Below are 20,857 nucleotides of genomic sequence, written 5' to 3'. Positions count from 1 at the left end.
AATAGTTGGGTAGTAACAAAAACTATTCCAGTTCTCCTTATCAGGAAAAAAGGCAGTCTTCTACACTGCGGGCAAAGGTACGAAAAAAAATATTAATACGAAAGAAAAATATAAAAATATTTTGTTTTAACCATAGAAAAGCATAAATTTGCGCCATTATTATTAAAAGAATTTCAAATGAAAAATTTTATCTTAATTGCAATGTCTATAGGGCTATTTTCTATGGGACAAGCTCAAAAAATCAATTTAGGGAAAGCCGCAAGTGCTGTTACAAAAGGAGCACAAGCTTTATCATTTACTAATGAAGATGCTAAAAGGCTTTCAAAGGAATCAGTAGACTGGATGGATGCTCATAATCCGGTAGCAGGCAAAAACAGTCCGTATACTAAACGCTTGAATCGTGTGTTTAGGAAACACCAAAATGAGGACGGTTTGAAGCTCAATTACAAAGTGTATCTGGTAACCGATATCAATGCGTTTGCTTGCGCTGATGGGAGTGTGCGTGTGTTTTCATCGTTGATGGATTTGATGACTGATGATGAATTATTGGCAGTTATCGGTCACGAAATAGGTCACGTGAAGAATGAGGACACTAAAGATGCTATCAAATCTGCTTATATGCGTGCTGCTGCACAAGATGCTGCAAGCTCGGCTTCGGGGGTTGTAAGAAAACTAAGCGACACTGAATTGGGTGAAATGGCTAATGCTATCCTTGATGCTAAACACAGCAAAAAACAAGAATCACAAGCTGATGAATATTCTTACAATTTTATGAAGAAACACGGTTATAATGTGGTGGCTGTTTATACAGCATTTAAGAAATTGGCTTTGCTTTCAGGTGGAGCAACCCAAAGTAAATTCCAAAAGATGATGAGTTCACACCCTGATAGCGAGAAACGTGCTGAAGCGGCTAAAAAAAGAGCTATCAAAGATGGGCTTTGGAAAGACCCAGGAGAAGTTACCTTGCCTAAAACGCCTATCAAATAAACTGTTTTATCAGTAAAAAGTACGATAAAAATAAGAATACCTCCAAAAAGTGAATAGCTTTTTGGAGGTTTTTTATTAGTGATTAATGATTAGTGGTTAATGGTTAATTAGGTGGGGGCTTATACAAAGCATATAGAATAAACGAACGATGGGTGGGTCTATGGTGGGTCTACAGTGGGTCTACAGTGGGTCTACAGTGGGTCTACAGTGGGTCTACAGTGGGTCTACGGTGGTTTAAGAATGCTTGATGAATGAACAAAAGACAAATTCAAAATAAGGATATAATGGAGGTAAGAAAAAGACTATTAGGAGCTTTCAACTTTGCCAAAAATACCCAATCAATGACGAGTGACAGTGTGGCGAAAGCCCCCGAACCCCCGAAGGGGGACAAGCTTTAAAAGAAAACCGATGCGAGGTCGTAGCACGATAGGCAGTGCGATCCGCACGGGCAGTCGTAGCACGACAGGCAGATAATGAAAAGACGAACAAAAGACGGTGCAAGCCACATAGGCAGGTGTAATTAGCAGATTAGCAAATTTGAGAATTAGCAAATGGGGGCGAGAGAATGAAATAATGTAGATATGGAGAGCTTATAGGAAAGACGAACAATGAACGAACAAAAGACGGTGCGATCCGCACGGGCAGATAAACAAATAACGAACAAAAGACGGTGCGAGCCGCACGGGCAGATAAACAAATAACGAACAAAAGACGAACAAAGAACGAACAAAGAACGAACAAAGAACGAACAATGAACGAACAATGAACGAACAATGAACGAACAATGAACGAACAAAGAACGAACAAAAGACGAACAAAAGACGAATAAAGAACGAACAATCAGCGAAGGTAAATTAGAGTTGAAATAGAGATAAAAAGAAGGTTAGTGGAAGGCTTCAACTTTGCCAAAGTTTTAAATTTTGGTAAAATTCATAACACTAAAGCGAAAAAAGAATGGGGCAAATGCGAAAGGTGAAGGGGAAAGGGTAGATCTTGATTTTTCAGATGATTTTTTGAAGCAGTTTGCAATAAAAATAGTACCTTTGCACTTTCAAAATTAAATTATTTATCAAATGAAAAGAATATTATACTTATGTATGGCAATCGTTTTTATAGCTTGCCATAAAAACAATGACGAAGTTCCCCAACCAGACCCTAATAAACCTACCCCTGATAAGCCAATTCCAGACAAACCCAAGCCTGATAATCCCAAACCTAATACCCCTACGAATGCCTATTTGTATGGCATTACTATAGACGACAGTTGGGAGGAAACCGGAGTTACTGTTCAGCAGATTGTGAGTGCTATCAAGGCGATGCCTGTAAAGCCTACGGTGCGCATTGTGATGTCCAAGGGTACAGCGATAGCTAATTACAAACCACTTTTTTCGGCCGTTCATCAAGTAGCTTATGTGATGGCAACACCTGCCGATTCAGAAGATATGAAGGGTTACAAAACTGTGGATAGTTATGTAAAGAGATTTCAGGATTCGTATAAAGAACTCTCGGCATATACGGATTTTTGGGAAGTGGGCAATGAAATTAACGGAGAGGGAAAAGATTGGTTGGGTGACGACCCTCAGTTTATTGCCGATAAAGCCTATGGTGCTTATAAGTTTATCCGCAGTAAAAATGCGAAAACAGTGCTTGTGAGCTACTATTTTAAACCAGGTGACCAAAAGGTGACGATGGAGGATTGGCTAAAAAGATATATCCCCGAAGATATGAAAAAGCAGTTGGATTACGTGTTAGTAAGCTATTACGAAGATGATAACGATAATTACCAGCCTAATTGGCAAGAGGTATTTAACAATTTAGAGTCTATTTTTCCGAGTGTTAAATTGGGCATAGGGGAGTGTGGCAATAACGATTATAAGAAGTACTCTGTACAGAGTAAAGTGGAAAGAGCTAAGCACTATTATTCGATGCCTAAATATGTAAAGAACTACGTGGGCGGTTATTTTTGGTGGTATTGGGTACAGGACTGTGTACCTCATCAAAACAGTGAAGTTTTTAAGGCTATCAATAGCAGTATTAAGCAAACGCTTAAATAATATTGCTTTTTGTGAAGATTTGCGTACCTTTGCACCAAATTAGAACGAGAAATGAAAAAGTTTATCATATCAGGAGGAGGTACAGGCGGGCATATTTTTCCTGCTATCGCTATTGCCGATGAATTGAAAAGACGTATTCCAGATGCCGACATTCTGTTTGTGGGCGCCAAAGACCGTATGGAGATGCAAAAGGTACCACAGGCGGGTTATCCTATTGAAGGGCTTTGGATTTCGGGTATTCAGCGTAAAATTACCTTGCAGAACCTGTTATTTCCCCTAAAATTCATCAGTAGCTTGCTGAAATCTCGGAGCATTATCAAGCGTTTTAAACCCGATGCCGTGATAGGTACCGGAGGTTTTGCCAGCGGTGCTGTGGTGAAGGTAGCAGGCGGAATGGGTATTCCTACTTTCATTCAAGAACAGAATTCGTATGCGGGTATTACCAACAAAATGCTTTCTAAAAAGGCAAAAAAAATATGTGTGGCTTACGATGCAATGGAACAGTTCTTTCCCAAAGAGAAAATCGTAAAAACAGGTAATCCTATTCGCGGTGGGCTCTTGGATATAGCAAAGCACCGCACAGAAGGACTGACATATTTTCAGCTGAACCCTGAGCAAAAAACGTTATTGGTATTAGGGGGTAGTTTAGGAGCCAGACGCATCAATCAGCTGATAGAAGAGCAGTTGCCTTTATTTGAAAAACTTGGGGTACAAGTGTTATGGCAGTGTGGCAAACTGTATTATGAAGAGTACAAGAAATATGAAAGTGAGCGAGTGAAAGTTTTAGCTTTTATTGACAAAATGGAGTTGGCTTATGCTGTTGCCGATGTAATTATCTCTCGCGCAGGAGCCAGCTCGGTGAGCGAATTGTGTGTAGTGGGGAAACCTGTGATATTTATTCCTTCGCCCAATGTGGCAGAAGACCACCAGACCAAAAATGCACGAGCTATTGAGCAAAAACAGGCTGCTATTTTGATACGCGAAACAGATTTAGGCACTACTTTTGCTACTACTTTTACCGAACTCATAAACGATGAGGCAAAACAGCAGAGCCTGTCGCAACACATTAAGACGCTGGCTTTGCCTAATGCTACTGAGGAAATAGTAAATATTATCTTAGAAAATAAGAATTAAAACAGATGAAGAAACTTTTTACATTTATAGCACTGGGGTGTGCCGCATTTACTTTTGCGCAAAACCAATTGGGAAAACAGTTTTTTATAGATACTAAAAGCGATGAATTTAAAAGAGGCATCGTGGAAGTGAAGGAATACGTGAATTACGACGCATATTTGCAGTTACAAAGAAACCTTAAATCGGGCAATTCGGCAGGTATTAATAGCGATATGATTCGCCAAGCGTATATGACGCGAAAGGTAGCTCTGCCGAAAGGAAATTACGTTATTGACAACGATGAACAGCACTTTGAATTCGAGATAGGCAACAACGGGCAGTTTGTAGGTGAAGGGCAGTTTGAAAACAAGGAAAAAAACCTAAAATCTACCTATATCTTCGCCAATGGGAAGCTCTCGGAAATACACATATTCAATACCGAAGGTAGATTGCGCAAGAAAAACATCTTCAAAGGGAACATTATTGAAGGACACGTGTTTGACCACGCTGGTAAGCTTGCCCAAAAGATAGAAATACACACCGACTTGAAGGAAGGAGCCGACCAAGTAGTTACTACTTACCACAAGAATGGTAACCCTAGTAAAGAAGTGAATACAATCAAGAGTACTACAAAGGAATTTTACCAAAACGGGAAGCTGAAATTAGACCAAGTGGATAGTAAAATCACTACTAAATATGACCCTACTGGGAAAATTACTGAAAAATGGTATGTTACTGAAAACGGCAATTGTCGTGAAACTTATGACAAAGGAGTAATTAGCCAAAAAACTTGTGAAGACCGCAGTACAAAAGAGACTACTGTTTCCATCTACAAGAATGGAAAATTAGACAATTACACTGTAACTGATACTAAGAAAAAGGAAGTTCGCAAATACGATGCTTCAAAAAAGCTAATAGAAACTAAAAAATTATGAGGTAATTGAGTGAAGAATTAAAAACTCTTACCTCTTACTTCGCATTTTATACAAATGGATTTACAACCTATACAGAACGTTTATTTTATAGGCATAGGGGGCATAGGAATGTCTGCCCTTGCTCGTTATTTTAATGCCAATGGCAAAAAGGTATGTGGTTATGACCGTACCCCCACTGAAATTACTGAAATGCTTGAAAAAGAAGGTATAAAAGTACATTTTACCGATGATGTAAATGCTATTCCTGCCTCTTTTAAAGACAAGCGCACTACGCTGGTAGTCTATACACCTGCCGTACCCAAAGACCATAAGGAATTAAACTATTTTCAGCAAAATGGCTACGAAGTAGTAAAACGCTCGGAAGTATTAGGGTTTATCACCAAAAATACATTCTGTCTTGCAGTGGCAGGTACGCACGGTAAGACCACTACTTCAAGTATTCTCGCCCATTTATTAGTGGAAGCAGGAGCCTCAGTAAGTGCGTTTTTAGGAGGGATTGCTGAAAACTTTAACAGCAACTTAGTACTGAAAGGCAGTGAGTACACTGTGGCAGAAGCCGATGAGTTCGACCGTTCCTTCTTGCGACTCTCGCCCAATATAGCTTGTATCACCTCTATGGATGCCGACCATCTCGACATTTATGGCGATAAAGAACACTTGATAGAAGGTTTTAGAGAGTTTGCAGGTAAGATAAAACCAGGGGGAAGTCTTATAGTGCGCAATGGTTTAGATATAGAAGGTGAGACCTATGGATTGGAAGATAATGCCGATTATACTTTTCAAAATATAACCGTAAAGAACGGTATTTACCATTTTGATTTTCATTATAAAGGAGGCGTCTATAAAGACTATACTTTATTGAAGCCAGGAAGACATAATCTACTCAATGCCTTAGCAGCCGTATCGATGGCGGTAAAAGCAGGATTTGCCCCTGAAAAGTTACTCCCTCATTTGGCTACATTTAAAGGTGTGAAAAGGCGTTTCTCATATATTATCAAGGAAGACAACTTTGCCTTTATAGACGATTATGCACATCACCCTTCGGAAATTAATGCGTTGTTCCAAGCGGTAGAGGAGATGTACCCACACACTCCTAAAACTATTGTCTTCCAACCCCATTTGTTCACCCGTACACGTGACTTTTTAGACGATTTTGCAAAAAGCCTATCACAGTTTGACGATGTAGTTCTATTGGATATTTACCCTGCTCGAGAGCTACCTATTGAAGGTATTACTTCACAAGTATTGTTAGACAAAGTGACGGCTAAACAGAAAATATTGGTGAGTAAAGCAGAATTGATACCTTTATTGCTTAAAAAACAACCAAAATTATTACTTGCTGTAGGAGCAGGCGATATAGGAGCTGAAGTAGAGAAAATTAAAGAAGCTTTTACCGTCGGTCATTAAAATGGCACAGTTGTTGCCTAATTGTTTTATGATATAAAACAAATTAGTAAAACAAAGAATATGATGAAAAATTATGCAACAATGATAGCTGCTGCCTTTCTCGGCGGGGCTATGACCTTAGGAGGGTATAAACTCTTTATAGATAAACACGATGCCAAACAAGAAGCGCTAGAGCTGCTCTCACGTCCTGCTTTGGTACAAACTAATCACACTACCCCTGAAAGAACGGTAGCAGGTGAAACTAACTTTGTGGAAGCAGCTAACAAAACGGTGAATAGCGTAGTGCACGTAAAGAACACTGTAAAATCACAAGGAGGCGTTACCTCTATCTTCGACCTTTTTTACGGTAATGGAGGTGGCGAACAAACCCAAGTAGGTACAGGTTCTGGGGTTATCATTACCCCCGATGGCTATATAGTAACCAATAACCACGTGATTGCCAATGCTACTACTTTGGAGGTTACCCTCAACAACAATAAAACTTATACTGCTAAACTTATAGGCACAGATGCTTCTTCGGATATTGCCCTACTGAAAATAGAAGCCGACGAAAAACTACCTTTCCTCACTTTTGCGGACTCCGATAATACGCAAGTAGGCGAATGGGTGCTCGCGGTAGGGAATCCTTTCAACTTAAATTCTACCGTTACTGCGGGAATCATCAGTGCGAAAGCGCGTAACATCAGCGAGCGCGGTAGCGATAAAATAGAATCATTCATACAAACCGATGCCGTGGTGAATATGGGGAACAGTGGGGGAGCTTTGGTAAACCTCAACGGCGACCTCATAGGTATCAATACTGCTATCTCATCTACTACGGGTGTGTATATGGGCTACTCGTTTGCTGTGCCTAGCAATATCGCTAAGAAAGTGGTAGAGGATTTGATAGAATACGGGAATGTACAACGCGGAGTGATGGGCGTACGCGGACAAGGATTAGACTCTGAAGTAGCCAAAAAACTCAATATCAAAGAAACTGAAGGATTCTATGTAGATTCAGTAGACGATGAGTCAGGAGCAGGAGCTGCCGGACTTAAAAAAGGAGACATCATCAAGCAAATTGACAATGTGAAGATACATAAATACTCTGACCTTAGCGGTCACATCGCTTCTAAACGTCCTGGTGATATGCTAAAAGTAACTTACGTACGCGAAGGTAAAGAACGCACTGCCAATATTACCCTTAAGAAAAACACTACTTATGTAATACAATCCTTAGGTTTGGAAGTGAAAAACCTTTCAGATGCTGACCACAAGCGATTTAAAACTAAAAACGGAGTGAAGGTTACCGCTGCGGGTCAGTTTTATGAGTACAATAATATCAATATAGTGGGGAAAGTGTTGCTTTCAGTGAATGGAAAAACCATTAAAGATGTAGATGAATTGAAAAATATAATGTCTACCCTTTCTTCACGCAATCGCAACTCGTTAGAATTCCTGAACGAAAGAGGAGAAAAAGAAAGATTCTTCTTCTAATGATAAAACAATAATGATAATCACTCTTGCATTATAAAAAAGAGATGAGAAAAGTCTCCAATCTCCTTTACATCACAAACTTTGTCAAAGTACTTAAACTTTGACAAAGTTTTTTTATGAATCTAAATATTATACTTGTATGATTTATTATAAGTATTCTGTTCCCTTATAAAAGTTTTTAATATAGAATTTGCCTTAAATAGTAAAAAAGAGTTGTTTATTGTGATGAAGGTAATAAAAAATTGTTTTTGTAGTGTTAATAAAAATTAGTTATCTTTGCCAAAATAACAAAAGATTTAAGCGATGATACACTATTTAAAAGCAGATGCTACGGTGCCACAAGCCGAAGGAAACATTGTTATCGCCCATATTTGTAATGATATAGGCGCTTGGGGGAAGGGATTTGTGTTAGCACTTTCCAAACGCTGGAAATACCCCGAAAAACAATACAAACAATGGTATAAAGAAGGTGAAGATTTTGCCTTGGGAGAGGTACAATTTGTGTCGGTAGAAGAGAAGATATGGGTTGCAAATCTCATTGGGCAACACAATATATATAGAGATGAAAACGGTGACCCGCCTATTCGTTATGAGGCAGTGGAAAAAGGTTTGCAACAAATAGCCGATTTTGCTTATGAAATAAATGCCAAAGTACAAATGCCTCGCATAGGTTGCGGATTGGCAGGAGGCTCTTGGGACAGAATTGAGAAACTTATAAGGCAAACACTTTTAAGGAAAAACATCGAAGTATTTGTTTGTGATTTATAACCTTATTTTTATTTTTTACCTTTTAGCTTTTATTCTGAAAAATAATGAACATCAAACTTCTCGCGGTGGGCAAGACCGATAATTCTGCTTTGCAACAGCTTATTGATATGTATGAAAAACGACTTTCGTATTACATCAATTTTGAATTGCAACTCCTGCCCGATATTAAGAATAGCAAATCACTATCGGAAGAGCAACAAAAAGCAAAAGAAGGGGAGCTTATCCTCGGCAATGTAGCCTCGTCTCATCACCTGATACTCTTAGACGAACGTGGCAAAGAGTTTACCTCAGTAGCTTTCGCCGATGAATTGCAAAAGAAAATGAATGCCGGCATCAAGCAGCTCACCTTTGTGATTGGGGGACCTTATGGTTTTTCAAAAGAAGTATACGACCGTGCTAATGGCAAGTTGTCACTTTCCAAACTCACCTTTTCACACCAAATGATACGCCTATTTTTTGTAGAACAACTCTACCGTGCTTTTACGATTCTCCGTAATGAGCCCTATCATCATCAGTAATTAAGGTTGTGGCGTTGTTACTGTTTTAGGAGCTTCTTCACCGTCTAATTTCTTAACTTTAAGGAATGATTCGTGTTGTTCGATAGCCATTTCTATTTTAGCTACAATTTCTTCAACCGTATCATTTTCGTAATCTATTTGCAAAGGCGATTTGATAATCATCGATTGTTGCACTCCTTTCTTTTTGATATTTATTCCCTTTTTATCAAACGAGCGACGGAATCCATCGATTACGATGGGCACCACCACAGGTTTGTATTGCTTGATGAGGTGTGCAGTACCCTTGCGGATAGGTTTCCACGGCGAGGTAGTGCCCTGCGGGAAGGTAATCACCCAACCATCGGCAAGGGCGATACCTATGTTTTCCACGTCGGCTTGGCGGACTTCGCGATGTATTTCTTTCCCTTTTTCGCGCCAAGTTCTGTTCACCGGTATAGCTCCTGCGTAACCTAATATTTTGGGCAGAATCCCTGATTTCATAGTCTCGGAAGCCGCCACGTAATAAATGTTGAGTTTTGGGTTCCACAGATAGCCCATATTATCCAAAGTATCTTTACGACCTTTAAGACTTGCGTTGAACACGTGAAACATAGCCGTTACGTCGGCGAAATAAGTCTGGTGATTTGAAATGAACAGTACATTCTGTGGTGGCAATTCGCGAATAACGTCCGAACCCTCAATCTTCAGTTGGTTAAAACCATCATACCTGCTGTGAGTAAGGATACCAAAAACGCGGATGAGCCATCGTTTTACGAAAAGTGTATGTCCGAAAGGGTCTTTTTTAAATAAAGGCATTGTTCAATTTTTTGATTAGGTGATGAGCTAAAAAGTCAATTACTATAGTAACAAATTAACTCATTAACTCATCAGTTTAGTTTATTGAAAAGTCTCTCTTGCCATCTGCATAGCATTCTTTGTATTTGTTGTAAATCTTCACAGTTTCTTGGGCATTTCCCAGCCGTGAAAAGTTATTACAAATATTAAAGTTTAGCTTTTAGTTTTTCTATAAGCTTGGGAACAACTTCGAAAGCATCGCCTACCACACCGTAATCGGCAGCTTTAAAGAAAGGAGCCTCGGCATCGGTGTTGATAACCAGCTTCACTTTTGAGGCATTAACCCCCGCCAAGTGTTGTATAGCCCCTGAAATGCCAATGGCAATATACAAGTTAGGCGCAACGGGTTTCCCTGTTTGTCCTACGTGCTCAGCGTGTGGACGCCAACCCATATCGGCCACAGGCTTAGAACAAGCGGTGGCAGCGTCGAGTACTTCGGCAAGATCTTCGATTATGTACCAATTCTCGGCGGCTCTTAATCCGCGTCCTCCTGATACCACAATAGAGGCATCGTCTAACGGTACTTTTCCTGTAGCCTTCTCGGTAGCGATTGTCTTTATATCGAAATCACTATCTGAAAGGGTAGGGGAGAAGGGTTCTACAATTGCCGGAGTAGGATTTTCTTTTACTCCGAAGGCATTAGGAGCTAATCCTACTATTTTTATAGGTGTTGTGATTTTGTTTAAACTTACGGCTTTGTTTGAAAAGGCATTACTTTTAATAGTAAAATCGTTTTCAGGGAGTGAAATGGTGTTAGGTACATAACCTGCTTGTAGAGAAATGGCTAATAAAGGGGCAATATTCTTGGCTTGCGACGAGGCGCTGAAAAGCACCGTTGTACTCCCTTCTTTCTTCACTGCCTGTTGTAATATTTGTGCTACAGCCTTCGCCGAAAAGTGTTGTAGCTTTTCATTGGTTACGTTCAATACTTTATCAATACCATAAGTGCCTAACATTTCAGGATTATCAATATTGATAGTTACTGCTACTATTTTGGTATTTTGTTTCTGAGCAAGAGTTTTGGCATAAGTAGCCACTTCATAACTACTTTTCTTTACTTTTCCGTTTTCGGAATCTATATATATGAGTATGGACATTTTTTATTAAATTACTTTAGCTTCGTTGTGTAATAAATCGATAAGAGTATCTAAATCATCAGCCGATACCATTTTTACAGGTTTTTTGGCAGGAAGTTTCTCAAAACCTATGGTTGTTACTCTCGTATCTGTATTTTCAGCAGGCAACACGGTAATTACTTTAGTGCGAGCTGCCATTAGGTTGCGCATATTTGGTATACGAAGGTCTTTCTCTTGGGTAAGTCCTTTTTGTCCCGCAATTACTAACGGAAGAGTTGCGGAGAGTTTTTCCTTACCGCCGTCTATTTCTCGTTCAGCTATTACCTCTGTCCCATTGATATCTAAACCTATGCATTTGTTGATAAAGGGTAGATTTAGTAATCCTGCCAAAAATCCTCCCACCATTCCGCCGTTATAATCAATAGACTCCTTTCCTGTAATGATAAGGTCGTAATTTTCCTCTTTAGCTACCTTAGCCAACTGAGTAGCTACAAAAAAAGCATCAGTAGGAGTGGCATCAATACGGATAATATCGTCAGCACCAATGGCGGAAGCCTTGCGCAATACGGGTTCTGTTTCTTGGGTGCCTACATTCACAAGGGTGATAGTAGCGCCTAACTTTTCTTTAAGTAAGATTGCCTTAGTGAGGCAGAATTCATCGTTAGGATTGATGATAAACTGCACTCCTGTAGGGTCGAACTTCTTATTTTCATCAGTAAATTTTATTTTCGAAGTAGTGTCGGGGACGCTACTGATACATACTAATATCTTCATAATCTTATAGATAATATAATTAAAATGATACATTAATAACCAAAAGATGGTTATTTTTGAAGCGGTAAAAGTACTTCCTTTTGTATAACTGTGCAAACTATTATGCGAAAAAAATGTACCTTTGCCGTCTAACTATTTGAAATACTAAATAGAAATAATGAATCCTCCAGTAACCGATATGCAACTTTTAGGACAGTTATTGCGTTGCCCCAGCGGAATATATGCAAAAGAAGTAGGTGAATATACTTTCTTTTCCAATCGCACTATGATTTTCAATACTATTGATTATTTATCACTTTTGCCTAATAGCAATGTTTTAGAAATTGGCTTCGGCAATGCTAGCCATTTACCTTATTTATTTGAAAAAGAACCAACCATTCACTATACAGGAGTAGAAACTTCTGGGGAAATGATAACTGAGGCTACTGTAAACAATCCCGAATTGGTAGCGCAACAATCTGTTTCTTTTCTGCAAGTACAACCCAATGAGAGACTTGAGTTTAATATACTTTTTGATGTTTGCTTTTCAGTCAATACACTTTACTTTCTCAAAAGCCCTACTCGCTATTATCGCAATATTTATCAGTTGCTCAAGCCTATGGGAAATGTAGTGATTACTTTTATTGACAAGTCAGTAGGTGAGAAAGCTCCTTTTGCACAAGTGGGATTTAAGTTTTATACCGTTCTTGAAATGCGAAAAATACTATCACGCATAGGGTTTAAGAATATCAAAGAGTATACTTTTGAAGAGACACTTGTTTCTAAGAGTGGCAAGAAAATACGTCGTCCTTATTGCATAATAATGGGAGAAAAATAAAAACCTCTCTGCTTTTTATTCTTTATTCCATATTTCCCACGCTTTTTCAGCTTGAAGTTCTAACATTAGTTGCCCATTACAAGTAGTAGCTCCCTGCTTTTCCCCTCTGTGTAGAAATGTAGTTTGTGAAGGATTATAAATAAGGTCATAAAGTAAGTGCTCAGGAGTGAGATACTGATAAGGAATAGGAGGACAGTCGTTAATATTAGGAAATGTACCTAAAGGAGTACAGTTAATAATAAGATGATAATTTTCTATAATCTCTTTGGTAAGCTCTGTATAACCAAACTGATTTATCTGTGGTGTGCGGGATATAAAACGATAATCAATATTTAGTTTCTTGAGCGCATAAGCAACAGCACTCGATGCACCTCCCGTACCTAAGATAAGAGCGTGAGTATGCTGTGGTTGCAATAAGGGAGATAATGATTTACTAAAGCCATAGTAGTCGGTATTATAACCGACGAGTCCATCAGGAGTAACTTTTATAGTATTCACAGCTCCAATGGCTTGTGCAGTAGCATCAACGGCAGTAAGTAGCTTCATTACTTCTCGCTTATACGGAATGGTAACATTCATTCCTCGTAAATTGGAAGTGCTTTTTAAGAGAGCGGGTAATTCATTGAGATTTTGTATATCAAAATAGATATATTCGCAATCATTAATACCTTCTCGTTTAAATTTCTCAGTGAAATATTTTTGAGAAAAAGAATAGCCAATATTACGACCCACAAGAGCAAAAGTTGTCATAAGAAAACGCTTTTTTTAATAGATAAACTATACATATTATCTATACTGAATGTTACCTCTTACCTAACTTAAATTTTCCTATCAATCACGTAATTTACCATTAGGTTTAAAGCTTCTTTATAAGGTGAGGTTGGGAATTCATCCAATATATTTAGGGCTTTTTGTTGGAACTCTTTCATTTTAGTTGTAGCGTATTCCAGCCCTCTATGATTCTTTACAAATTCAATTACTTCCTTTACGCGTTTTTTGTCTTTGTTGTATTTTTTTACCGAATTGATAAGCCATTGTTTTTCTTCTTCGGAACAAGTATTGAGTACATAAATAAGTGGTAGGGTCATTTTTTGTTCTTTAATATCAATACCCGTAGGTTTGCCAATTGCGTCTTCGGTATAATCAAAGAGGTCGTCTTTTATTTGGAAAGCCATTCCTATGTATTCACCAAAGAGTCGCATTTTCTCTATCAGTTCGGTTTGTCCTGGCTGTACCGAACAAGCTCCCATCGCACAACAAGCGGCTATAAGCGTCGCGGTTTTCTGACGGATAATCTCGTAGTACACCTCTTCTACAATGTCTAACCGACGAGCTTTTTCTATCTGCAAGAGTTCGCCTTCACTCATTTCACGTACGGCTACCGAGATAATGCGCAATAGGTCGAAATCACCATTGTCTATAGAGAGTAGTAAGCCTTTAGAAAGTAGGTAATCACCCACCAATACAGCTATCTTGTTTTTCCATAAGGCATTGATTGAGAAGAACCCTCGGCGCTTGTTGCTGTCGTCCACTACATCATCGTGTACAAGGGTAGCAGTGTGTATGAGCTCTATTACTGATGCTCCCCGATAGGTGCGTTCGCTCACCTTACCTCCCGATACCATCTTGGCTACTAAGAACACAAACATTGGTCGCATTTGTTTGCCTTTGCGGTTTACAATATAGTAGGTAATACGATTCAGCAAGGCAACCTTAGACGACATCGAGCTACGGAACTTCTGTTCAAAAAGTTCCATTTCTTCACGGATAGGTTCTTTTATTTGAGCTGTTATCTTCATTGCTCGAAGTTATCAATTTCTACTTTTAGATTGTTGATGATAAACTCTTGACGGTCAGGAGTGTTTTTGCCCATATAAAACTCCAAGAGCTGTTCGGTATGGATAGTTTTGTCCATCATTACAGGGTCTAAGCGTATATCTTCTCCTATAAAATCTTTAAACTCATCGGGGGAGATTTCTCCCAATCCTTTAAAACGAGTAATTTCAGGTTTGCCCTTTAACTTGTCTATGGCTGCTTCCTTTTCTTCTTCGCTGTAACAATATATTTTTTGCGTTTTGTTGCGCACACGGAATAGAGGTGTTTGTAGTATATATAAGTGCCCTTCTTTGATGATTTCGGGGAAGAACTGCAAAAAGAAAGTGATAAGCAAAAGACGAATGTGCATACCGTCTACATCGGCATCGGTGGCTACAACGATGTTATTGTAGCGAAGGTCGTCCATAGAGTCTTCAATATTTAGGGCGGCTTGTAATAGGTTGAACTCTTCATTTTCATACACTATTTTCTTACTCATTCCGTAGGTATTCAAAGGTTTACCACGTAGTGAGAAAACGGCTTGTGTGGTTACATCACGCGATTTGGTAATAGAGCCCGAAGCTGAATCTCCTTCAGTAATGAATAAGGTACTTTGTAGGGCACGCTCGTCTTTGGTATCGGTGAGGTGCACGCGACAGTCGCGTAGTTTACGGTTGTGTAAGCTTGCTTTTTTAGCTCTTTCTTTTGCCAATTTGCGAATACCTGCCAAGTCTTCACGTTCGCGTTGTGCCTGCATAATCTTCCGTTGTAGTGCATCGGATATCTCAGGGTTTTTATGTAGGAAATCATCTAAGTGGCGACTGATGAAATCATTGATATAGGTGCGTACAGAAGGCATTCCTTCTCCCATTTCGGTAGAACCGAGCTTAGTTTTCGTCTGGCTCTCAAACACAGGTTCCATCACTTTGATTGAGAGACCCGCGATGATAGACTTACGCACATCGGAGGCATCATAGTTTTTTTTGTAGAAGTCGCGAATGGTCTTTACATAAGCCTCTTTGAAAGCGTTGAGGTGCGTACCCCCTTGTGTAGTGTTCTGACCGTTTACAAAAGAGTAATACTCCTCACTGTACTGAGTTTTGCTGTGAGATATGGCAATCTCAATATCTTCACCTCTAAGGTGAATGATAGGGTAAAGAAAATCCTCTTCATTGTTGTTTTCGGTGAGGAGGTCTTTGAGTCCGTTTTCAGAATAGTACTTTTCACCATTGTAGTTGATAGTAAGTCCCGGGTTCAGGTATACGTAGTTTTTGAGCATACGCACCACATACTCATTACGGAACTTGAAGTTCTTAAAGATAGTGTCGTCTGGAATAAAAGTTACGCTGGTACCGCGTCTTTTCTGGCTTTCTTCAATGGCGCTTTCTTCTTTTAGCAGACCTCTCTCAAAAATAGCCGATTTGCATTGACCATCGCGCACCGATTCCACTTTGAAGTAGGTAGAAAGGGCATTCACAGCCTTTGTACCTACCCCATTGAGTCCGATGGATTTCTTAAAAGCTCGGGAGTCGTACTTACCTCCCGTATTCATTTTCGATACTACATCTACTACTTTTCCTAAGGGAATACCGCGCCCATAGTCACGTACTTCTACTTGGTTATCGGTGATTTTTACATCGATGGTCTTACCAGCTCCCATTACGAACTCATCTATACAGTTATCGATGACCTCTTTGAGAAGAATATAAATACCGTCGTCGGCTGAAGAGCCATCGCCCAACTTCCCGATATACATACCAGGGCGTGTGCGAATGTGTTCTTGCCAGTCCAAAGAGCGGATACTATCCTCGTCATATCTAATTTCTTCCATAAAGTTTACTTTCGTTTTTAGATGTGCAAAAGTATTAAAAATTATTCATATCCAAAAAATAAATATCTGTCTCCTTTGCTTACAATTGTTTTGAAAAACAATTATAACATAAAGGTGTCGCTACCGTTACTTTCTTCTCCTCTCCACAGCAATGGCAGTAGTTTTCCTCATAAAAGCGATTGCCGGACTTTGCCCATTCTTGGTAACAACTGTTACACAAGGGCATCAATGGGTTAAAGGGTATTTCTGTATTACAACGAATACAGTGTCCTTTCTTTTCCTGTGATGTGGCTTGCGGTGCCTCTTGAGGCGAGGTTGTTTGTAGGTTTTCTGTCGGAGTATCCTCTTGTACTACTTTTTCAGGAGTAGATTCAGGTTCTACGGGTGGTCTGTTATCGGTATGGGTATAGTTTTCGGGTATAAAAGAGGAGTAGCGGATAGGCTTCACCTCTCTGTTAGACAATACATCGTCTACCAAATCCAAATGCACGGTAGAGCCTACATAGTCTTTCGCCAGACCTAAAAACTTCTTGTTGTAGTTAGGACGTTTGGCAAAGATAGTGTAACCGCTGTCGAGCACACTCATAATGGTGTTTTTAGAAGTCTCGAAGAAGTTGTTTTTGTTTACAAGGTCGGTGAGGGCTTTTTCGGCGAGTACGCCAAACTCTACCTTGTTTTCCAGCGAGTAATCCAAAAGGTTCATAGAGGTAATCACCGATTGCTTTTCGTTGGCATAATATTGTCCGTGTAACTGTGGAATATACACCATTGTGATATTCGGGAAGCCCAAAAAGTACTCAATATCTTCACGCTTACAATTTTCTTCTCCATTAGAGGTACTTTTACCAAACCCAATGAGTATATGCAGTTTGGTGTTATTTAAAAGCTGTTTAAAAACATTGTCTTTGAGGTAATTCCCCAGCTGAATATAAGGCGAAATGATAATAAGCTCCTTTTCCGCCTTAAAAAGGGTATCGTAAATAGTATCCGATAGTGGTTTTCCTGTTAAAAAGTCCATAAGTATATTGTTATTTTTTCTGCAAAATTATAACTATTCTCCTAAAAAAGCAATATTTCCTTCAGTGGTTTTTATAATATGTGCTAACAGTTGCAAAAATACTTTTGTATCAAAATTATTGTTTAGGATAGAACTACCTATCAGTCTTGTACCACCATTGTTCCTCAATAGCTGTTTGCGTTGCTTTGAGTTGAGTTACAATAGTTTCGGCAGAGAGTCCTACAAGTGCCTTGTGGATATCCTCAGGCATAAACGAAAACGTCTGAATACCACAACACTCCCTAACACATTCTACCTCTAACCTATCAAAAAATGTATTTAGCGGTGTAATATAAGGGTCGAGATCTAACAGTTTTCCAGTGTAATCTACTGGGAGTTCTTTGATAAAGAGGTTATTGCCGATGAGGATGGACATAAGATTACTTTACAAAAATCTTTTTATAGTTAGAAAACTTAAAAAAATGAAAAGTATTATCTATGTACAAGTTGTTTTTATCAATAAAAATTCTATTTACAGAACTCCAACTTATTTGAGTATAAGAATTAGGTTGAGAAAGTTTTACTCTCAATAAGTTGGTGATTAAAGTACGTCCTTCTGCTGTAATTTCCTCTTTAGTATCATCTATAAAATATTGAAGTAAGGTATTATTAGTAGGGTCAAACTTATATACTTTATCTGATAATACTAAAAGATTATTATCTTCATCTGAAAAAATATCTCTAAGATTTTGGGGGAAATTAGCAATAAGAGTGGTTACATTATAAGAATCTGAAGCGGCATCATACACTATTTTTCGTAAGTTCTTATCTGTATCAACTACATATATCACCTTATTGATGATTACGACATTATCTATTCTACCAAAAGAAGCTTCATTACCTTTTCCATCTTTTATACCTCTTGTAGCAGCAGTACCTGCTATATAAGTACAAGATTTACTTTTGGACTCAAATAATAAAAGTCGAGATTCTCTATCTCCTACTAAGATATACTTATCTTCATCTAATTGTTTTATATTTGTTAACATTTGAGAAGGAGTAGTATATTCTTTTTCTCTATTAGAATTAAAAGGTAGTGCATACACATTACGTCCTACAGAAGTGGGGGTATCAGTAACAAGATATATAGAATCCTTTTGAGGAGATAACGCCATACCCATATTATTGAAAAATAAGTGTTCTATTCTGCTTAATATAGTAACTTCCCCTTTCTTATTTATTTTCTTTATAGATGGATCAAAATCGCCATATCTATCTCCAGAATAGAGAGTATAAACTTCTCCATCTTTTACAAGGAAGTCTTTGCAAAAACCTAAAGGTATTGCATATTCAGCTATTATAGCATCTTCACCATATTTCTTTTGGTGATTTTCTTCCTTTTTACAAGAAATATAGCTTGTGATAGCTATCAATAATATAATTATTTTTTTCATATTTGTTAATATTTATAAGATTTGTAAAATAAATATTGACTTTGACAAAGCTTGTGGTGCTAATCATTCAACTTCAACACCGCCATAAACGCACTTTGTGGTATCTCTACGTTCCCCACTTGACGCATACGTTTCTTACCGGCTTTCTGTTTCTCCAATAGCTTACGCTTACGCGAGATGTCCCCTCCGTAACACTTGGCAGTAACGTCTTTGCGGAGGGCTTTAATAGTCTCACGCGAGATAATTTTAGCCCCAATAGCCGCTTGTATCGGAATGTCAAACTGCTGGCGCGGGATCAGTTCGCGCAGTTTCTCGCACATCTTCTTGCCTATATTATAAGCATTATCGGCGTGGATAAGGGCAGAGAGCGCATCTACCGATTGCGAGTTGATGAGGATATCCACCTTCACAAGGTTAGAAGCACGCATCCCAATAGGCGAATAGTCAAAGGAAGCATAGCCCTTGCTCACCGTTTTTAGTCGGTCGTAGAAGTCGAACACGATTTCGGCAAGAGGCATATCAAAGTTTAACTCTACACGCTCAGGGGTGAGGTAGTGTTGGTTGGTTATCTGTCCGCGTTTCTCAATACAGAGCGACATCACCTGTCCTATAAAATCCGATTTGGTGATGATGCTCGCCTTGATATATGGCTCTTCCACGCGGTCTAATTTAGAAGGGTCGGGTAGGTCAGAAGGGTTATTTACGATAATCGCTTTTTCGGGTTCTTTCTTGGTAAAGGCGTGGTAACTTACGTTGGGTACGGTGGTAATCACGGTCATACCAAACTCGCGTTCCAAGCGTTCTTGTACGATTTCTAAGTGCAACATCCCTAAGAATCCACAGCGAAAGCCAAAGCCCAAAGCAGCAGAACTTTCGGGGGTAAACACCAGCGAGGCATCGTTCAGTTGGAGTTTTTCCATTGAGGTGCGTAGCTCTTCGTAATCTTCGGTATCTACCGGATAAATTCCTGCAAATACCATTGGTTTCACGTTCTCAAAGCCGTCAATAGCTTCTGTACAACCGTCTACTGCTGAGGTAATGGTATCACCTACCTTCACCTCACGCGCATCCTTAATACCGGTGATAAGGTACCCCACATCGCCAGTACTAATAACCTGCTTGGGTACTTGGTTGAGCTTGAGGGTACCCACTTCGTCCGCATCATAAATTTTGCCGTTGGACATAAATTTGATTTTCTGCCCTTTGCGTATCTCACCGTTCATCACCCGGAAGTAAGTCTCCACCCCGCGGAAAGAGTTGTATACCGAGTCGAATATCAACGCTTGTAGTGGTGCCTTAGGGTCGCCAGTAGGGGCGGGAATACGCTCTATAATAGCCTCTAAAATTGCCTCTACGCCCAAACCTGTTTTACCACTGGCAGGTATAATCTCATCGGGTGAACAACCCAAGAGGTCTACAATGTCGTCTTTCACCTCTTCGGGGTTAGCACTGGGTAGGTCTATTTTGTTGAGTACGGGAATGATTTCAAGGTCGTTTTCGAGAGCCAAGTAGAGGTTAGAAATTGTCTGTGCTTGTATGCTTTGGGCAGCATCTACGATCAGGAGCGCCCCCTCGCAAGCAGCGATGGAACGCGATACTTCATAAGAGAAATCTACGTGACCGGGGGTATCGATAAGGTTGAGAATATACGTTTCGCCTTTGTACACATATTCCATTTGTATCGCGTGGCTCTTGATGGTGATACCGCGCTCACGCTCCAAGTCCATATTGTCGAGCAATTGGTCTTGTTTTTCGCGTTCGGTTACGGTTTGGGTAAAGTCGAGCAAACGGTCGGCTAAGGTACTCTTTCCGTGGTCGATATGTGCAATAATGCAGAAATTACGTATGTTCTTCATTTGTTTCTTAGTGTTTAGTTTTTAGTGATGAGTTGTGAGTTGTCTGTACCGAGAGACAACGAACTAATAATTAAAGGTGCAAAGATAGAAAATAATTGTCAATTCACAAATTGAAAGTTCTATCGTGCTTCAAAGAGGTTCTCAT

The 20,857-nt window shown here is 39.3% G+C and carries 19 protein-coding genes; 9 read left to right on the top strand and 10 right to left on the bottom strand.

Going from position 1 to position 20,857, the window contains the following annotated elements; genetic code table 11:
* The first annotated feature begins 177 nt into the window (after window positions 1-177).
* The 8 genes from HW278_RS00685 to rlmH all read left to right on the top strand — a co-directional run bounded on the left by HW278_RS00685 (window position 178) and on the right by rlmH (window position 9,258).
* Complete coding sequence (locus HW278_RS00685) at window positions 178-987, top strand: M48 family metallopeptidase (protein WP_178976625.1); 810 nt, start codon at window positions 178-180, stop codon at window positions 985-987.
* Between the two features lie 1,097 nt (window positions 988-2,084).
* Entirely contained in the window at window positions 2,085-3,041 is a 957-nt protein-coding gene (locus tag HW278_RS00680; protein WP_178977970.1) for a hypothetical protein, read from the top strand.
* A 51-nt stretch (window positions 3,042-3,092) separates the two neighbouring features.
* Window positions 3,093-4,175: an undecaprenyldiphospho-muramoylpentapeptide beta-N-acetylglucosaminyltransferase gene (gene murG, locus HW278_RS00675; protein WP_178976624.1), complete on the top strand. Its 1,083-nt coding sequence runs from the start codon at window positions 3,093-3,095 to the stop codon at window positions 4,173-4,175.
* A 5-nt stretch (window positions 4,176-4,180) separates the two neighbouring features.
* Window positions 4,181-5,089: a hypothetical protein gene (locus tag HW278_RS00670; RefSeq protein ID WP_178976623.1), complete on the top strand. Its 909-nt coding sequence runs from the start codon at window positions 4,181-4,183 to the stop codon at window positions 5,087-5,089.
* Between the two features lie 54 nt (window positions 5,090-5,143).
* Entirely contained in the window at window positions 5,144-6,496 is a 1,353-nt protein-coding gene (gene murC, locus HW278_RS00665; RefSeq protein ID WP_178976622.1) for a UDP-N-acetylmuramate--L-alanine ligase, read from the top strand.
* A 60-nt stretch (window positions 6,497-6,556) separates the two neighbouring features.
* Entirely contained in the window at window positions 6,557-7,972 is a 1,416-nt protein-coding gene (locus HW278_RS00660) for a S1C family serine protease (protein WP_178976621.1), read from the top strand.
* A 303-nt stretch (window positions 7,973-8,275) separates the two neighbouring features.
* Window positions 8,276-8,740 carry a macro domain-containing protein gene (locus HW278_RS00655; RefSeq protein WP_178976620.1) on the top strand — a complete coding sequence of 155 codons (465 nt, stop codon included), beginning with the start codon at window positions 8,276-8,278 and terminating at the stop codon, window positions 8,738-8,740.
* Between the two features lie 44 nt (window positions 8,741-8,784).
* Window positions 8,785-9,258, top strand: coding sequence for a 23S rRNA (pseudouridine(1915)-N(3))-methyltransferase RlmH (gene rlmH, locus HW278_RS00650; protein WP_178976619.1), 474 nt, complete (start codon window positions 8,785-8,787; stop codon window positions 9,256-9,258).
* On the opposite strand, the gene HW278_RS00645 is transcribed toward rlmH, so the two are convergent.
* From HW278_RS00645 to HW278_RS00635, 3 genes are all read right to left on the bottom strand, one after another.
* The gene (locus HW278_RS00645) at window positions 9,259-10,053 is read right to left on the bottom strand and encodes a lysophospholipid acyltransferase family protein (RefSeq protein WP_009417311.1); all 795 of its coding nucleotides are present in this window, start codon (window positions 10,051-10,053) and stop codon (window positions 9,259-9,261) included.
* Window positions 10,054-10,238: 185 nt separating this feature from the next.
* On the bottom strand, window positions 10,239-11,189 hold the full coding sequence (locus tag HW278_RS00640; protein WP_178976618.1) for an electron transfer flavoprotein subunit alpha/FixB family protein: 951 nt from the start codon (window positions 11,187-11,189) through the stop codon (window positions 10,239-10,241).
* A gap of 6 nt (window positions 11,190-11,195) precedes the next feature.
* Window positions 11,196-11,942 (bottom strand): electron transfer flavoprotein subunit beta/FixA family protein, encoded by a 747-nt coding sequence (locus HW278_RS00635; protein ID WP_178976617.1) that lies wholly within the window; start codon window positions 11,940-11,942, stop codon window positions 11,196-11,198.
* A 157-nt stretch (window positions 11,943-12,099) separates the two neighbouring features.
* Between HW278_RS00635 and HW278_RS00630 the strand changes: the two genes are divergently transcribed.
* Window positions 12,100-12,759, top strand: a complete 660-nt coding sequence (locus HW278_RS00630; RefSeq protein ID WP_178976616.1) for a class I SAM-dependent methyltransferase — start codon at window positions 12,100-12,102, stop codon at window positions 12,757-12,759.
* Window positions 12,760-12,774: 15 nt separating this feature from the next.
* Here HW278_RS00630 and HW278_RS00625 read toward each other — a convergent pair whose 3' ends face one another.
* The 7 genes from HW278_RS00625 to lepA form a co-directional block, all read right to left on the bottom strand.
* Complete coding sequence (locus HW278_RS00625; protein ID WP_178976615.1) at window positions 12,775-13,509, bottom strand: shikimate dehydrogenase family protein; 735 nt, start codon at window positions 13,507-13,509, stop codon at window positions 12,775-12,777.
* 68 nt (window positions 13,510-13,577) lie between these two features.
* Window positions 13,578-14,558 carry a polyprenyl synthetase family protein gene (locus tag HW278_RS00620; RefSeq protein WP_178976614.1) on the bottom strand — a complete coding sequence of 327 codons (981 nt, stop codon included), beginning with the start codon at window positions 14,556-14,558 and terminating at the stop codon, window positions 13,578-13,580.
* Complete coding sequence (locus HW278_RS00615; RefSeq protein ID WP_178976613.1) at window positions 14,555-16,405, bottom strand: DNA topoisomerase IV subunit B; 1,851 nt, start codon at window positions 16,403-16,405, stop codon at window positions 14,555-14,557. Before HW278_RS00615 ends, HW278_RS00620 begins: the two co-directional genes overlap by 4 nt.
* 79 nt (window positions 16,406-16,484) lie before the next feature.
* Window positions 16,485-17,423 carry a hypothetical protein gene (locus HW278_RS00610; RefSeq protein WP_178976612.1) on the bottom strand — a complete coding sequence of 313 codons (939 nt, stop codon included), beginning with the start codon at window positions 17,421-17,423 and terminating at the stop codon, window positions 16,485-16,487.
* Between the two features lie 133 nt (window positions 17,424-17,556).
* Window positions 17,557-17,838 carry a DUF6331 family protein gene (locus HW278_RS00605; RefSeq protein ID WP_255493666.1) on the bottom strand — a complete coding sequence of 94 codons (282 nt, stop codon included), beginning with the start codon at window positions 17,836-17,838 and terminating at the stop codon, window positions 17,557-17,559.
* A gap of 4 nt (window positions 17,839-17,842) precedes the next feature.
* Window positions 17,843-18,856, bottom strand: a complete 1,014-nt coding sequence (locus tag HW278_RS00600) for a hypothetical protein (protein WP_016479454.1) — start codon at window positions 18,854-18,856, stop codon at window positions 17,843-17,845.
* Between the two features lie 59 nt (window positions 18,857-18,915).
* Complete coding sequence (gene lepA, locus HW278_RS00595; protein ID WP_178976611.1) at window positions 18,916-20,712, bottom strand: translation elongation factor 4; 1,797 nt, start codon at window positions 20,710-20,712, stop codon at window positions 18,916-18,918.
* Window positions 20,713-20,857: the final 145 nt, after the last annotated feature.

Origin of the sequence: Capnocytophaga sp. oral taxon 902 (genome assembly GCF_013394735.1) — a bacterium.
Classification (GTDB): domain Bacteria; phylum Bacteroidota; class Bacteroidia; order Flavobacteriales; family Flavobacteriaceae; genus Capnocytophaga; species Capnocytophaga ochracea.
This window is presented reverse-complemented; position numbering and strand designations above follow the sequence as displayed.